Origin of the sequence: Anaerobiospirillum sp. NML120448 (assembly GCF_023050945.1) — a bacterium.
Lineage (GTDB): Bacteria > Pseudomonadota > Gammaproteobacteria > Enterobacterales > Succinivibrionaceae > Anaerobiospirillum.
On record NZ_JALKIM010000080.1, the window covers coordinates 1 to 17,334 of the forward strand.

At 39.4% G+C, this 17,334-nt stretch carries 11 protein-coding genes; all 11 read left to right on the top strand.

What is annotated here, in order from left to right; all coding sequences use genetic code 11:
- The coding region (locus MXE38_RS10485; RefSeq protein ID WP_246914529.1) for a hypothetical protein at positions 1 to 368 on the top strand (368 nt) is incomplete at its 5' end.
- 172 nt (positions 369 to 540) lie between these two features.
- Positions 541 to 960, top strand: a complete 420-nt coding sequence (locus MXE38_RS10490; RefSeq protein ID WP_246914530.1) for a GNAT family N-acetyltransferase — start codon at positions 541 to 543, stop codon at positions 958 to 960.
- A gap of 235 nt (positions 961 to 1,195) precedes the next feature.
- Complete coding sequence (locus MXE38_RS10495) at positions 1,196 to 2,239, top strand: ribonucleotide-diphosphate reductase subunit beta (RefSeq protein ID WP_246914532.1); 1,044 nt, start codon at positions 1,196 to 1,198, stop codon at positions 2,237 to 2,239.
- A 1,032-nt stretch (positions 2,240 to 3,271) separates the two neighbouring features.
- A complete protein-coding gene (locus MXE38_RS10500) occupies positions 3,272 to 5,002 on the top strand; it encodes a phosphoethanolamine--lipid A transferase (RefSeq protein WP_246914534.1) in 1,731 nt (576 codons plus the stop codon).
- Positions 5,003 to 6,209: 1,207 nt separating this feature from the next.
- The gene (locus tag MXE38_RS10505) at positions 6,210 to 6,923 is read left to right on the top strand and encodes a D-lyxose/D-mannose family sugar isomerase (RefSeq protein WP_246914536.1); all 714 of its coding nucleotides are present in this window, start codon (positions 6,210 to 6,212) and stop codon (positions 6,921 to 6,923) included.
- 14 nt (positions 6,924 to 6,937) lie between these two features.
- On the top strand, positions 6,938 to 7,897 hold the full coding sequence (locus tag MXE38_RS10510) for a sugar ABC transporter substrate-binding protein (protein WP_246914538.1): 960 nt from the start codon (positions 6,938 to 6,940) through the stop codon (positions 7,895 to 7,897).
- Positions 7,898 to 8,293: 396 nt separating this feature from the next.
- Positions 8,294 to 9,832, top strand: a complete 1,539-nt coding sequence (locus MXE38_RS10515) for a sugar ABC transporter ATP-binding protein (RefSeq protein WP_246914540.1) — start codon at positions 8,294 to 8,296, stop codon at positions 9,830 to 9,832.
- Between the two features lie 2 nt (positions 9,833 to 9,834).
- Entirely contained in the window at positions 9,835 to 10,806 is a 972-nt protein-coding gene (locus MXE38_RS10520; RefSeq protein ID WP_246914542.1) for an ABC transporter permease, read from the top strand.
- Positions 10,807 to 11,548: 742 nt separating this feature from the next.
- Positions 11,549 to 13,714: a hypothetical protein gene (locus MXE38_RS10525; RefSeq protein WP_246914544.1), complete on the top strand. Its 2,166-nt coding sequence runs from the start codon at positions 11,549 to 11,551 to the stop codon at positions 13,712 to 13,714.
- A gap of 11 nt (positions 13,715 to 13,725) precedes the next feature.
- Positions 13,726 to 16,530: a hypothetical protein gene (locus MXE38_RS10530; protein ID WP_246914546.1), complete on the top strand. Its 2,805-nt coding sequence runs from the start codon at positions 13,726 to 13,728 to the stop codon at positions 16,528 to 16,530.
- A gap of 20 nt (positions 16,531 to 16,550) precedes the next feature.
- Complete coding sequence (locus tag MXE38_RS10535; protein ID WP_246914548.1) at positions 16,551 to 17,309, top strand: hypothetical protein; 759 nt, start codon at positions 16,551 to 16,553, stop codon at positions 17,307 to 17,309.
- Positions 17,310 to 17,334 lie beyond the last annotated feature (25 nt).

The window sequence follows — 17,334 nt, forward strand, 5'->3', positions numbered from 1 at the left end:
AAAGATTTGGTCGCTCGATTTACAAGTATTGTATGGGATATGTTTGGGCTCATGCTCAGCAAAAGTTTCTTAATACTGGTGGCCAGTTTATCATTGTACCTAGAAACTATCGAGCTAGCCAGTATGACCATACAGCTGATACATACACTAAAAGAAAGCTGTCTGATCGTATGATTACTTTGTCTGATGGAACAGTAGTTCAAAGAGATTGCTACTCATCCTTTTTACTATATTGCTATAGTTTTGATAGTAAGGCTATAGATAAAGATAAGTGTAAAGCCGAATTTGCACGATTTCTGAAGAATGAGCAAGATTTAATTGCTTATATCAAGACACATAACATCAATGTGTTTAATAGTGGTATTTAACTTTGATATCACTTTCAATTAATAACAAGTTTTGGTGAGAATGACATTCCTCGCCAATTGCTTTCGCAAGAAAGTCATCCGCAAGGATAAGAAGTTACCTAAAACAAGCGACTACTTTTAGTCAAAGCCATCTATAAAAATAGATGGTTTTCTCTTTAAGGGAAGTTTGTATATGGAACCCCATGGGCTTGCCCATGGGAGGTGTCAGGTAAGTAATGGCTCATTACTGGGCTTTATTGCCTTCTGGGACTTAGATACTTGTTGGTATGTAGAACACTTGGCTATTGCTAAAGAATTAAGAGGCCAAGGCTATGGTCAGGCTTTGTTAAGAAATTTTATAAATAAGAGCCCTAAAAGCGTTTTGCTGGAGATTGATCCCTTAGTTGACGATATTGCTCGAGCTCGTTTGCGTTTTTATCAGCATTGTGGCTTTGTGCAAAACAACTTTGAACACCGCCACCCACCCTATCGCAAGGATTTTCAGGCACATAAATTGATTGTGCTAACAACCAAGAGAACTATTAGTCATACGCAATATCAGGCTTTTAATCAAGATTTGTGCACTCTAGTCATGCAACATACCCCTCAATAAGGCCTGTAATTTAGCTTGAGAGCTAGCTTTGTTTGTTGTGCGAAACAAACAGTAGTTAGTTATAGCTTACTCTGGTATACTAGTTAGGTAGTTAGGTTTAATTTAGCGGTTTATTTTGTGGTCACAATCTTGTAAAATAAGGCCGCTATTTTTACGCTCTAATGTCAGATAACAGGTTCTGATAATAGAGTTTTGTTCTTTTATTACATTTTAGGATTAGGTTTAGTCGGGAACTATGGAACAGCTTACTAAGAAGAAGCTCTTTAATCCCCAAGGTGACACTGATGTTACCCATTGGCGATTAATAGGCGGTAATACCACCAACCTCAACGATTTCAATAACATGAAGTATCGCTGGGCTTCTGATTGGTATCGTCAAGCTATGAATAACTTCTGGATTCCAGAGGAAATTAACTTATCTCAGGATGTTAAAGACTATCCTCTGCTTACCCCAGCAGAGCGTGAGGCTTATGACAAAATCCTAAGTTTCTTAGTATTCCTTGACTCTATTCAGACTGCAAACCTTCCTCGTATTGCCGAGTTTATTACTGTTTCTGAAGTAAACTTATGCTTATCTATCCAAACTTTCCAAGAGTGTATCCACTCTCAAAGTTACAGCTACATGTTAGATAGTATTTGTTCTCCAGATCAGCGCAATCGCATCCTTTACCAATGGAAGAATGACGAGCACCTCTTAGCTCGTAATACCTTTATTGGCGATCTTTACAACCAATTCCAAGAGAATCAATCTCCAGAAAACTTAGTAAAGGTCTTAATGGCCAACTATATCTTAGAAGGTATTTACTTCTATTCTGGTTTCTCTTTCTTCTACAACTTAAGCCGTCAAGGCAAGATGCCAGGCTCTGCTCAGGAAATTCGTTACATTAACCGTGACGAGAATACTCACTTATGGTTATTTAGAAACATCATTCGTGAGCTCCAAAAAGAAAATCCAGAGCTCTTTAGCCCTGAGACTATTGATGAGCTTCGTGCCATGATTCAAGAGGGCGTACGCCAGGAAATTGCATGGGGTCATTATGTAATTGGTGACAATATCCCAGGCCTTAATAAGGAAATGATCACTGATTATATTTCCTACTTAGGTAACATTCGCTGGATGAGCTTGGGCTTCCCATCTTATGATCCACGCTATGAAAGTGAGCCAGAGTCCATGTCTTGGGTAAGCCAATACTCCAACGCCAACATGGTAAAGACTGACTTCTTTGAGGCTCGCTCCACAGCCTACGCTAAGTCTACTGCTTTAGTTGACGACTTATAAAAGGTACGCTCACAGCACCTCATCCATGTGAACATTTATCATGGACTTAAAATTAAAAGGGCTCAAACAGCATCAGCTATTTGAGCCTCTTTTTTGCCTCATCCCAGCCCCTAGCCAAGGCCATGGGCAGGGCCAAAACCTGGCTTCCTCAGAACAATTACCGTCCTGCCTCCACTCACACCATTTTTTTAATTGCAAGCTCGCCTACTCAAGCACTCCCCTATTCAAACACCCTCTAACTATCTTGCATGCCCACCAGCAAGTAAGTGCGCCAGCTTGCCAGCATGTTAGCCAGTTTGGCTGCTAGCAAAATAGATAGCTTACACACTTGTACCTCCAAGCTAATTAACTACTAAGACCACTACTGATAGCCATATTTAGATTTTGGGAGGTCATGGGGAAAACTTACTTAGGGGACTTGATATTACTTTCTAAATTTAGGAGCTATACCATGTAATTGGTCGGCCTTGCTAATAGTACTAATGCATTTTTATTAGCTAGCTTGAAGGATGAAAGCCAGTCTTAAGCTACAAGCTTTGCTATCTCATGTGGTGGTAATGCAAAAAAAGCCGTCCTTTCTTTAGGGCAGCTAAGAGCTTACTTTTAGCTTGGCTTAAATTGAATTTCTTGTAGATGTGGTTGATGAGTAGTTAAAGCATTTATTACCTAAAATTTACATATATTTAACAAATTTCCCAAAAATTAAGCAGTTTTTGAGCAAAAAACGCAACTTTTAAAGATTTTGGAACCTTTTACTAATAGTAATATCAAAGGCTATGAGCAAAGCAATTTTTCTGTTTGAGCTCAACTATCCATGCTTTATGTATTTGTAGGCGCAATTGGTCGGTTTTTATATAAAAACTAGTACTAATATTGAGCCTGATATTAGATGGTAATTTTGTTGTTTGCTTTTAAGCCTTAACAAAAGCAGGCCTACTTTTCTAAGACTTAAATTATTTGTGTCTTCTTTAGTTTTTAGGTGCCATTGAGCACCTGATATGACATCAAAAGCCTCTTACTCCTTGGGGAGGCTTGGATTTTATTTTTATTATGAAAAATATGCTGTTCTTCTTTAAAAAGTTTAGATCACTTGCTAACCATTACTTAGTGATCACTGCTATCGTGGCAATTATTTTTGCTACTGTTTACAATCTGGCGTTTTGGGATCATGTAGCGCAAATTTATCGTGATAATCCTGAAATTCCATGGCATTTTAAAGTGCTCACCCCTATAGCGATTAGCTTGTTAATGATGGTGATATTTATCCTTTTATTTTCCTATCGCTATATCTTAAAAGGGGCACTCATTTTATTGTGCTTAATCACCTCAGTAGTAAGCTATATGGCAGTTAACTACAAGGTTATTTTTGACGTGGACATGATGGAAAACGTCATGCAAACCAACGTCCATGAAGCAACTTCATATTTTTCCTGGTCATTAGTTGCTTTTGTTGTAATTTTAGGCGTAATACCAGCAATTGCTGTTTATAAGATTAAGATTAGCTATGCTACTAGCATGCTTAAGAGCAGCTTGCTGCGTTTGACCTCTGCTTGCTGTGCTTTCTTATTAGCTCTAGCCATTGTGGCTCCTAACTATCAGCTATATTCTTTTATTGGTCGTGAAAACCATACTTTAGCCAAAGAGATCTTACCTGTCTCTTATTTAATCGCTTCTTATAAGTACGCTCGCAATACCTACTTTCCAAAGCAATATCCTTATGTGTCCTTAGGAGATGATGCTCAATTAGCCTCTACTTCTGATAAGCCAAAAGTTTTATTTTTTGTCTTAGGTGAAACTGCACGAGCTCAAAATTTTGGTTCTTTAGGCTATGAGCGCAATACCAATGAATTTACCCAACAAGAAAAACTTATAAACTTTAGTAAGGTAAGCTCATGTGCTACCGCTACAGCTCAGTCTGTTCCTTGTATGTTTTCTGATATGAAGCGCTCTAACTTCAACAAAGAGGCGGCTGATAAGAGAGATAATCTTATTGATATCTTAGCTAAAGCAAAATTAGATTTAGTATGGCTGGATAATGATGGCGGCTGTAAGGGTGTATGCAAGAATATTAAGACCATTAACATTGACCCTAAGACCAATAGCAAGCTTTGTAAAAATGGCACTTGCTTTGATGAAATTATGATTAATGAGGCCCGTGCTATTGCTGCTAATGCCACCAAAGATACTGTAGTTTTCTTACACTTAATTGGCTCTCATGGCCCAAAGTATTATGAGCGCTACCCTGAGAGCTTTAAGCGCTACAGCCCAGATTGTAATCGAGCTGATGTTGAGAATTGTACTTTAGAGGAGGTGCGCAATGCCTATGATAATACCATTGCTTATACCGACTATGTACTTTACTCCTTAGTTCACAATGTTTTAGAGCAAAACATGGACAAAATTAATCCTGCGCTCTTTTATATCTCCGATCATGGTGAGTCCTTAGGTGAAAATGGCCTGTTCTTACACGGAACTCCTTATCTGGTAGCCCCAGTTCATCAAACCCATGTGCCAATGCAATTATGGCTCCCAAGCGCCACTGCTCAAGCTATTGGTTTAGATAAGCAATGTCTTAGCGATAAGGCCACCATTCAAGAGTTGTCTCATGACAATGTATTCTCTACCATTTTAGGCTTTATGCAGGTACAGACTAAAGAATACCAAGCTCAAGATGATGCTTTTGCCCAATGTCGCAAACCTATAGCTAAAACCATTAGACCCCTTGCGCTCTTAAACTATAAGTCCCATCAGAGCCAATCATAATAAATATGAATATAAGCTCATCACAGCGCAACGCTACACTAAGAAGCTAAGCCCAGCTCTAACTAGCGCCCCTAGCCCATAATAGTAAGCTCTCTATTATGGCTAAGGGCGCTGTAGCGCACCACTTTGCACCGCACCAGCAGAGCCGTGCCCAGCTGAGCTATATCCAGCAATGCTTTGCATCGCCCCTCTTTGCAGCATAGCTGCCAGGCAACGCAGCGCAGCGCACTTATGCATAGTTCACTGTGGTGTGGCGCTGCCTGACTAAGTGCGGTGCAGTCAGGCGTTGCCAGGTACAGAGCTCATTGAGAAATTGAGCCTTAAGGCTTTTTAAGTTAGCAGTTACCAACTAAGCTGCTAACTTAATGTACCCCAGCATCTCACTTAACAACAAAGCTCTCCTTAGACTTATTGGTATACCTCACCTCTTATTAATTCAAGCCTCCTTAACTAAACTCCATAGGCATGCCAAGAGCTTTTACCACTATCTTTGTAGGGCATGAAGATTAACCTCATTTGTAATTGCGATTGCGATTGCGCTGTTGTGCCAATCAGCTTAATTATTAAAGAGCACCAACTTTTGTTCCTTGCGTGGTAGTCTAAAAAAGTGGCTTGTTATCGCACCATATTGGAGGTCATTTTGGCCATTCCCCTCCATTTCCTTTCCTTACTCTAACTTGCCTAAATTTATTACTGCTCTAGAGAGTGTCTTATGGGCTTATTGGTTTACTCTCTACCTACTTTTTTGTTTGTCTTAATGTTTAGGTTACGCTTTTGCTCTTTACCTTACCTGCCTTATGGCTTTTTGGCTTTTTGCAAGCATCGCAATCGGTTGCGATGACATGGGGGCACAAACACTTTTTTAAGACTATGTTTTTGGCTTGCAAAGCTTTTATCTATCAGCGTTTCTAGATATAAATATTTTGATGGTTTTAAACCTATCGCATCATATCGTATGAATTTGCAAAACAAATTTAGCGATTTAGATCACACTTTAGTGGCTTTGCTATGCCTTTAACCAAATATTTTTTTAACTATCCCCTAAAACGTTTGCGATTTTTTGACATAGATCATGATATAAATTCGCAAAAATATGACACACCTCAAAGTATATAAGCTATTGGAGCCTATAAAATAAAACCAGTTTTATTGCAAACGGTTGTAAAGATAACTTTGGATGATAAAAGGAGTTATGTTTATGGGCGTTATGAACCGATCTGAAATCAACAAAATTGTTGATAACGTCATCGATTTCATCCATCAACACCAAGTTGTTTTACCAAAGTTTGGTTACTTTACACTGCAAGACTGGAAAAAATTAGATCTAGCTCAATGGCAAGAAGTTTTTGATGTCGAGTTGGGTTGGGATGTTTCCGATTTCGGAGGCAATGATTTTTCAACCCGTGGATGTGTGCTGTTTAACTTTAGAAATGGCTCGATCAAACCTGTACTCAAGGATCTCTACCCTAATCCATATGCTGAGAAAATGCTTTTTGTAGGTAAAGACCAAGAATTACCTATGCATTTCCATCACCATAAAATGGAGGACATTATTAATCGCGGTGGTGGCGATTTAATGATTGAACTTTACAACTCCACTAAAGATGAAGAGCTAGACAAAGTAAATGACCTGCATCTATCTATTGACGGACAAAAGCTATGTTTTAAACCTGGCTCTGTAGTCTGCCTAAAACCAGGTTCATCTATTAGAGTTAACCCACGTGTCTATCACAGATTCTGGGCTGAAAAGGAATCAGTCATGGCTTGGGAGGTCTCAAAGACCAACGATGACCATGTCGACAACAGATTTTTAGACAATGGCGATCGCTTCTCACAAATTATTGAGGACGAACCTATCAAATACGTACTTTGCAACGAATATGAAAAGGTCTTAGCCGTTTCTAAGTCAAATGAAAAATAATTGAGGGATTATCTATGCGTCTTGGAAAATTATCAACTGCCTTATTAGCCGTAGGTTTAGCCGCTTTTGCTGTAAATGCTAATGCTGCCAAGGATCCAAAGGATATTAAGATTGGTTTCTCTGTACCACAGCTTGCTAACCCATGGTTCGTAGGTGTTAAGCTTGGTATGGAAAAAGCCTGTAATGAGCTTGGTATTAAGTGTGTAGCTATTGATGCTCAGTACCGTGTTGATAAGCAAGTATCTGATATCGAAAACATGATTAACGATAAGTACGATGCTATCTTCACTACTCCAATCGATTCTAACGCCTTATTCGCCACCTATGAGGACGCTAACAAGGCTGGTATTGCAACTGGTTCTATTGCTCAGTTAGTTTCTAACTCTGATGTTCTCTATGGCATGGAAGAGTTTGCTTATGGCTATACCATCGGTAGCCAAGCTGCAACTTGGGCTAAGGAAACCTTAAAGTGCAAGGGCAAGGTTGCTTTAATTACCCAAGACAACGTAGAAGCCACCAAGGTTCGTGGTGATGGTGTTGAGCAAGCTGTTCGTGATATCTGCCCAGACATGCAAATCGTTGCCCGTCAGGCTGGCGATAACCCAGAGCTTGGCATGCGTATTACCGAGTCTATCTTACAGCAGCACCCAGACTTAAACTTAATTGTTGGTGCTAATGACTCTGGTGCTATCGGTGGCTACCAGGCCATGGTTGCTAACGACGCTGTAGGCCCAGATCGTGCTGTATTCTCTGGCGACGCTACTAAAGAGTGTTTAGCTCTAATGCAAGAGCCTGATAGCATCTACCGTGGTACTGTTGACCTCTATCCATTCAAGGGCGGCTACGAGATGGTTAAGTACCTCTACGATATCGTACAAAAAGGCAAGCCATCTAAGGCTGTAGAGGACAACCTCCCATACGTACCTGTACCACAGGCTGACCTTTTATCTGGCAAGTACAAGCCAGCTTACTAGTACTTAACTTAAGTTCTAGCAAACGACATTAAGGCAGGTGAGCTCATCACCCCTTTAAAACTCATAGCAAGTACCTTTAGAGTAGCTTGTACTGACTTAGATTTATAACTCTTAAAAGTAATGGGCCAAGGATATATCACCTTGGCTCTAGGTACCTTTTACTCATTATCTTACTTGCTAGGGAGTTTGCTCTACAACTTGGCCTTTAACAATAACTGCCAATTAGGCCAAGTTTATAAAGAAATCTATCCTTTACTACTCCCTTACGAGTTTTAAGCATTTCCCTTTTGTTTGTCCTTAATGTCTACTGTTTTTGGTGGCACAAACAAACAAAGGAACATCATGCCAATAGCAAAGCAGTATTATTGCTTGCTTATGCCACGTTAGGATGCGTCTATGACCAATAACAATGAAGATTTGATCCTATCTGTAAGAGGGCTATCCAAGTATTACGCTAAAGTACGAGCCTTATCCGATATTACTTTAGATATTCGTCGTGGCGAAGTTCTCGCATTATGTGGTGAGAACGGAGCTGGTAAGTCCACTTTTATTAAGATGCTTACAGGCGCTGAAACACCATCCAGCGGCCAAATCATTTTTGATGGTAAAACCTATGATACCTTAGATCCTGTTTTATCCATGGAATTAGGCATCGCAGCTGTATACCAAGAATTCTCCTTAATTCCTTATCTTTCTATTGCTGAAAACATCTTCTATGGCCGTGAAATTTTAAAGGGCAAAGGTCTTTTAGACTTAAAAGAGATGTACCGCCGTGCTCAGGCCTTATTTGATGAGATGGGAATGGATATCGATGTTCGTAAAAGAGTATGCGATATCGGTGTTGCTTATCAGCAGATCGTAGAAATTTTAAAGGCTGTTTCTCGTGATCCACGCTTCATCATTTTAGATGAGCCAACTGCTCCTTTAACTTTAAAGGAAACAGCTATCTTCTTTAACATTGTTAAGAAGCTACGTGAAAAGAACACCACTATTATCTTTATTTCTCACCGTCTAGAAGAAATTTTCCAGATGTGCGACCGTGCCGCTATCTTTATGGATGGCCGTTTCGTTACCACTGAGGATGTAAAAGATCTCACCATGAGACGCTTAATTTCTTTGATGGTTGGTCGTGAAATTTCTGGTGAGTTCCCAGAGCCTACTAAGACCTCTGATGAAGTGGTTTTAGAGTGTAAGAATCTTTGCAATTCTCATATTAATGACGTTAGCTTTAAGCTCCACAAGGGCGAAATTATTGGCTTTGGCGGCTTAGTAGGCGCAGGCCGTACCGAAGTTGCCCGTGCTCTGTTTGGTGCTGACCCATTAGAGAGTGGTCAAATTACTTATAAAGGCAAAAATTATACTCCTAAATCTCCTCGCCATGCCCTTAAGGTAGGTATTGGTCTTATCCCTGAGGATAGAAAGGGCCAAGGCGTACTCTTAGGCTTAGTAGTAAGAGAGAATACTGTGTTCTCCTCCCTACCTAAGTACTTACAATATGGCTTTGTTATTGATGGCAAGAAGGAGCGTGATGCTACCTTAGGCTACATCAAAGATCTCAATATTAAAACTCCTCACATGAACCAGTTGGTTAAGAACCTCTCAGGTGGTAACCAACAAAAGGTAGTACTCTCTCGTATTTTATCTACCGAGTGTGACGTTTTGATTTTTGACGAGCCAACTCGTGGTATTGACGTGGGCGCTAAGCAAGAAATCTACAACTTGATGTGCAAGCTTGCTGATGCTGGCAAGTCCATCATTATGATTTCCTCTGAAATGCCTGAGCTTATCGGCATGTCACAACGAATTTACGTAATGTCTGAAGGATCAATCACTGCCGAATTTAAGAAGGGTGAGTTTGACCAAACAAACATCTTAGAAAAGGCTTCTTTAGGCAGAAAGAATAGACAATTACATCTCAAGTTCATGGAGCAGTAAAAATGGCTGACAAGAAAAATAAGACCCTCTACTTGTGGTTGCTCGATTACGGTATTGTTTTGATTTTGCTATTACTTATTTTAATTTTCTCCATAGCATCTTCAAACTTCTTCTCTTTTGGTACTTTAACCTCAATTTTAAGACAGGTTTCCATCATCGGCATTATCTCGGTAGGTGCAGCCTTCGTAATTTTAACTGCTGGTATTGATCTATCTGTAGGCTCGGTAGCATGTATTTCCTCGCTCACGGCTGCCTTGCTACTAAAAGCAGGCTTTAGCATACCTATTGCTATCATTGTTACCCTAATGATTGCCGTTTGCTATGGTATTTTCAGTGGCTGCTTAGTGTCATTCTTTAAAATGTCTCCACTTATTGCCACCTTAGGTATGATGACTGCGTTGCGTGGTGCTGGCTACTTAATTACTGATGGTTTACCAGTTTACGGCTTCGGTCCAGGCTTATCTCCATTTGGCCGTGGCTACTTATTAGGCATCCCATATCCAGTAATCTTAATGTTAGCAGTGTTTGCTATTGGTATCTTTGTTCTTAGCAAGACTCCTATTGGCCGTCACATTTATGGTGTTGGTGGTAACGAAGAAGCCTCCCGTTTATCTGGCGTAAACGTAAATGCTGTAAAGATCTTCACCTATGCTTTCTGCTCCTTCTTATCTGGTGTTGCTGGTCTCGTATTATTATCCCGTACCAACTCTGGTCAGCCAGCTGCTGGTGTAGGCTTCGAAATGGATAGTATTACTGCTGTAGTATTAGGTGGCGTAAGCTTAATGGGTGGTCAAGGTAGATTATCCTTAGTAATCATCGGTGTGCTCATCATGGGTGTACTCTCTACTGGTATGTTGATGTGCAATATTAATGATTACGTACAGCAAGTTGTTAAGGGCATGGTATTAATCGCCGCTGTAGCATTATCCTATGTATCCTTAAAGATGCGTGATCGCATCATTGCTCAAGGCTAATCAAGCCCCAAACAGGATTCTCCTCCAAAAGACATTATTTCATAAAGTGTTTGTAGTTGGGGCGGCTTTCTAAAGTCGCCCCTTTTTAGCTTGCGCTTACGCTCAAGCTGGCGCTTGTTCTCAAGCTCAAGCTACCCTCATGCCCTACTACACTTTGCCTAAGCAAAGCTCCCAACCAATGCATAGCCACACTTAGTAAGCAAAGCTACTGAGTACTAATTATTACAGCCTTGCAACACTAAGAGCAGTGCTCCAACGAACCCGCCCAGCCACCCTGCCTGTCTATAAACACTCCTGATTACCTGCTCACCATCCCAACTGCCACTCTTGCTTTCAGTCCATCAAAATTTAGCAATAAAAACTAGTCATATTTTGCTTTTTTGGCACCTGACTTTAGGTCTTGGTAATATTTTCGTATTTTGTTATATATCGATATTAAACTATATAACCTATTTTTTACGCTCGCTCCAGCACCTTAACCAGAGCAAGAGCCAGAGCTATAACCAAAGCAAGCGACCACAACTGTACCTTACTGGCACAACCATGGAGCTTAATGAGCGCCCGCACCTAAATTTGATTTTCTAAAACATAGCTTTGGAGGCTCTAAGATCTAGTGTATTTCCTTGATAAGCATCTTATTTCCTACAATATTTCCTATTTTTTTATATCCGTAATAGCTCAATAAGTCTAAACTATAGAGCTATGTTTTATCACTTTTAGCTTTCACTATTTGGGGAGCAGTATGTCTCTAGAGAATGTTCATATTTGGGAAGATGGTAAAGGATATGTGCCCATTAGTGTTGAAGAGGCATGTGAACGCTACTCCCATACTGTGTCCTATCATAGTGAAATCTTTATTTGTAAACTCTGTGGTAATTACGTGACATTGACTGAGTCAAAGTCAGGTAAGAAAGAGCGTCATTTTCGCCACTCACCACTAGACTATGATCAAAAAATAAATGCTGACAAGCTTTGCGAAGATCGTAGTAAGTTTACAGCGCAAATCTATCAGGATGCATCTCCTTTGGCTTTACATGTAATGCCAATGAGAATGATGGTTAATCCTAATGGTTTTAGTTTAGAAATTGGTTTTTATTGCCCAACTAGTGTTAGTGATCTCAAAGACGGCTCTATTTCTATCTCCAACCCTCTTTTTGCGTTTAATCGTCACTTTTATGTTGATAGAATCGCTCCAGGAGAAACTACCTATCTAAGTGTTGGTTCAACTATCTTAGATGAATACCTACTCTCTTATGTAAATATTCCTCATCAATTAGCCCAATTTTGGCCAAATAAGGTTGAAGGTTTCTTTGATCATGGCGGAGTGTTTTATGCCAGTTCTGGAAAGCGAATTTACCGTGGGGCTAAGGTCACACTTAATCATGATTTCTTATTCTTATTCTCCCATAAGCATCTTAATTGGTTCTTAGCTAATACCAGTGGCAATAAGGTAATTAGAAAAGAAATCTATGAGTTTAAAACTGCTAAAGAGTCATGGCTTGTCTATAAAGTTAGACTTGCTCACATCAATAAGAACTCAACCGATTTATTCTTAAAGTACGGTATTGAGTTAGCTGAGCAAGCACCCGATTGCTATCAGTTCTGGCCTCCTAAAATTTATAACTCCAATCAAATTATTAACTGTGCTCGTGAGCTTTATTTTTATTTAAATGGCCCTGCTGATAAAGTACAGCTCTACCCTAAACATACTAAGCATCATGGCAGCGATAGCTTGCTTAGTGTGCCTACTGAGCATGGCACCATCTTTAGAGTCATACCTAATCAAAAGGCTCAGCTCTTAATTTTAGGTGAGCATGGAGCCATAGGTTTTATTTATCTTAATCAGGATAGTAGCAGTCTCTCTAATAATGCTCCTCAACTAAGTATTACCAGCAGCTTAATAGGAGCATTAGAACAGGATCGTTTTAACAATGTAGATGATTTGGGCGATTTGACTATTATTAGTGAGGTAGATGGCAAACTAAAAATTTATGAACAAGACAAGCTTATTAACATCTTACGTTTAAAGTCAGGCCCAGAGCATAAACTTATCTTAAGTAAAGGAGAGCTATCTTTAGGCAGGCGCTATGATTTTTATCATGGCTGTAGTTTAGTGCGCTCTTTAGAATTATTAGCACCATCCATACATCCTAAGCCAAAGAATGATCAAGTTAATAAAGACCTTGTAAGCTCCCTACAAGCTCCTAAATCTTCATTAATTAATGAGTTTGATCTAGCTTTAAGGCAGAGACTCCAGCTTTGTTTATTAGCTTCTTTAACCAATAAAACTCAAACTAACCAAAGCTGTACTAAACCGCCAATCATTATGCTCAAAGAGTTAAAAAAATCTATAAACTCACTATATGAAGCTTATGGGGCTATCAAAGAGACCTCTCAAGAGTTTGTCTCTCATGAGCACTACTATACAGCTCCCAAGTTGGTGTCTTTGCCCAACAATAAAGTAACAGCTACAGTTCCATCAATAAAATCAGCAGCCTCAATAGCAGCAAGCTCAGATTCAGAGGTAGAGATTACTAATAAGTCTCCTGATTATACTTTTAGCAGCAAACCTAATCATAATTGCACTCCGAAGCTTACTCAGGAAACATTAGCTATACCACAAGCAATTGAGGAAGAATTTATTAAAAAACTACATGCTATTTGTCAGCCCTTAGATGTAGGATCGTTTAACAACAATGAGCAAACCATTAGGAAACTAGCTCTCTTAGCAAAGAAACGTTATGCCTATTCTAGAACTGAGCCTTTTAACTGGCGCTTAGTAAACTTTGCGCTTGATAAACTTTATGGCTATCCTTTGACTTTACAATGGTTAAAGCTACATGCAAAGCAAGGCACGCTTAACCAAAAGGTAATGCGTGAACTTATGGCCTATGTGAAAACAGAATAAGAGAAAATACTATGGAAACTATCAATAAGTATGAGTCAGTATTCTTAGAAAGCCCTAGAGATGAGTCAGGCATTCTACTAAATCGCTGTTTTGACATTGTCAATAATAAGCTCGTTCCCTTTGCAGTTAACCCTAACCATATTGATGCTTTTCATACCCTATCTGAAATCCATGCTCAGGATCCTAAAAACTTTCCTAATGAATTACACTCATGGGCTTGGAGTGTCAGCGCTACTGATGAGTGGGTTGAACAGAGCTCTAACGTCATAAGTGCAGAGCGCACTAATAGCAGTATTATCCAATTTATTGATGTTTCCAAATCGGTAAAACAAGCTAACACTCTTTTTGGACAATTGCTTGATGGCTTGTATTTAGGCTGCCCTTTAGTAGGAGATCAAGTACTGTTTTCTTTTACCCAAGACAAACACAACTTGGGTATCTTGTGCCGTAAAAATATTTTAGATATTGCCTCAGGCACCATCAAAATTAACAATCAGCAATATAGCATTCCTGTTTACCAATACTCTCCTAATCGTGCTTTAAGCAATATTTATCCTAAATGCATGTTAGTAGATACTGTCGATTTAGGCGTACCTGCTACCTATGTTTTACGACCTGAAAAGAACATACTAAATGCCTTATACATAGCTATTTATATGGCTTTTGCTTGTCATAAGTATCAAAAAACTGATATTTACCAAACTTATGATAATTGGCCAGAGTTAGAAAGCACTTTTAATGAAGCTATAGCGAAACAATACAAAACCAATGTATTGTTTAATCTTAAGCGCATTATTAACTGCTCTACAGCCAAAACTAAACAGCTGTTAGACTTGTTTATTAATTTCGTACAGCCATTCTTTCCAGAGCCTTTAACCCCAGAAATGATCACGAGCCCTGATGTCTATACCAAGCTAATCTCAAGCCTTAAAGACATTTATAGTTCATCAGAAAAGCTCAATAAGTTCTTACACGGTATTTTGCTTATCAATAGCAATATCATTAATGATCTTACTCAAGACGAGTCTCTAATTAGCTCTAGCACTAGCCAAAGCACTAGCACTAGCCCAAATTCTGGCATTAGCTCCAGCTCTAGCTCTAGCTATGGTTCTGGCCATGGCTCTACCTCTAGTTCTGGATCTTATAGTAATAATTATGCCAATGCTGCCAGTGATGATCTTGCTGCCACTTATCAAAAAGATAGAACTCTCTACTCGTACAACAACTCTAGCGATGATAAGAGCACTACTACCCAATCAAGCTCTGTTAAATCAGCCACTAGTAGCAACTCAGAGCTATATCAGCATGAGAACAATGGTCAAGCAGCAGCTGTTGAATCAAGTACCTCTAATCAAGAACCATTTAATGAAGATAGCATTACCCAAGATGAAGGCCCTATCAACAATAGCCAAGCCTCAGGCCATGATGACATTAGAGAATCTACAGCAGCTACAGAGCAAAGCTCTGATAATAAGCCTACAGATACAAACAGCTCTTTAGATTCAGCAGTGCTAACCAATAGCAATAGTGATGTTAATACGCCCGCTCAGAAGGTCAGCGCCAGCCCAAATAGCTCCCCTACAGCTAACAATAGCTTGAGCAGTATCCCTAATGATGGTGCAAGCATTGAGGAAGTTCCAAGCCGTGATGCACAATTGAGCAATCATAAGGAAATCTCAACTCAAGAACCAACAGCAAGTGCGCCTAATAGTACCAGCTTGAGTGCAAGCAAGAATACGATTGATAGTGCAAGCGAGAGCGAGAACAAGAGTAATGGCGAGAGCAAGGGCGAAAGCTTGAGTGCAAGCGTGAGCATGAGCGAGAACGAGAACGCCAGCTTAGATGACAATAAGATTGTTAAGAGTAAGGCTCGTACTATTTTGCGTTTACGCCCTAAAGAAGGCAAAGAAAGCAAAGAAAGTGATACCGAAAAAACAGCTTATCAGTCATTAGCTCTTAACTATGTTTCTCATGATATCAATAGAACAACTGAACATAGCTTAAGAGCTGTGTGTGCTAATCTCAATGGCTCTTTTGCTAGTGAAAATATCATCAGCCCGCTGTTAAGTCAGATGCTTGCTTGCTACTTAACAGTAATGCATCATTATCGCATTCCTGTATTACTTTTAGGGCCTTATAAAGACCATATTGTGTCATCTTTTACTTTTGGTGCTTATCAGCAAGGATACAATCAAATTCTATTGTCAGATAGCTTTAAGAGTATGGAATTTGAACAAGCACTTAAAAACTGTCGCCGATTTGCTATGGTAGATAATCTCTTTTCTCCTGGCTATAGCGACAATGTAATGCCTTTATCTAAAGAGCACTCAGAGCTTGGTATCTACCTTTCATACCCTTTTTATAGTGATATTCAACTCCAACCTAAGAGCATATTTGCTTATGCTATGCCTCTTATTAGTGAGTTCTTTATTGTTAACAATCTTTTGACAAGGTACCCATGCTATCAGGGCAGCACCATGTACTTTAGCACTAAAGACTTGGTATCTTCGGCTACTTTAAATGATGCTTGTATGGCTGATTATTCCAAGCTGGGACTTAGCCAATTAGTATTAAATCGAATTAAATACATCTTGGGAGCTACCACAGAGTTAATGCATTACTCTTTAAACAACAATATCTTTGAACCAACTGATACTGAGTATACTTCTGATTCCCTGATGGCCAATATATCTCTCTTATTTGGCTTGGCTCCTCTATCATTGTGCTTAGGCAGGAGCGAGCTTTTAAATGAAGCCTTAGACAATGATTTAATTTTTACTGAGATTCGAGATAATCTTAAGCCTTTTTGCTCTTAGTTAATGAGGATTAAACCTAAATGATTGCTCAACTATTTAAGCAATTAGCAGATACGCTCAATATTGGTAAAGATCTTACAGAGCAAAAGAGCCAATATCTATTTCGTCTTATTTATAGTGCTGCTGGCCAAGCGGCACTAGCCTCTTTGTATGATCAAGATAAATTAGAGCAACAATCTGTAGCTCAAGGCAAGCAAACTACAGATACACCCAGCGTTTCTATTGAGCACTTTAAAAAAAGTGCTCAGCAATGCTTATCGGCCATGATTGAAGCTCAGGGCGATATCAGCAAAATAGTGCTCCAAGACATGATAGAGTCTCTATCTAACGACATACTAAAGCTATATTTAGCTACTGGCTATTGCCTATCCAAGCCTAATCGTGTACTTCCTTGTGCCTATAGATCTCTAGCTTTTGGCCCCCTTAATATTGTTAAAGGACTGCCATCCCTTGAGGTACGTCCTATGAGTGGCTTGTGCTTATTTAACAATACGATAAGCGAGCTTAATGAATTTAAGCAAAGCCTGCAAAAGTACCCCTCTATTCTAGAGGCATGCGAAAAATACCCTCTGCTAGCCAACAATCTAGACAAACAAATAGATCAACTGAATGAACTCTTTGAACTTAACTTAGGGTTAAAACCATTTTATGAGCAATATATTGCCTCTCATAATGGTTCCATATCGACCGACATTAAGCGCTGGTTGAACAAAATGTGGCAAAATCTTGTAAAAACACCATCGACAAAACTACACTATATTAACCTTTATGCAAAGTAAATATGTGATATAAGTCACATATAGT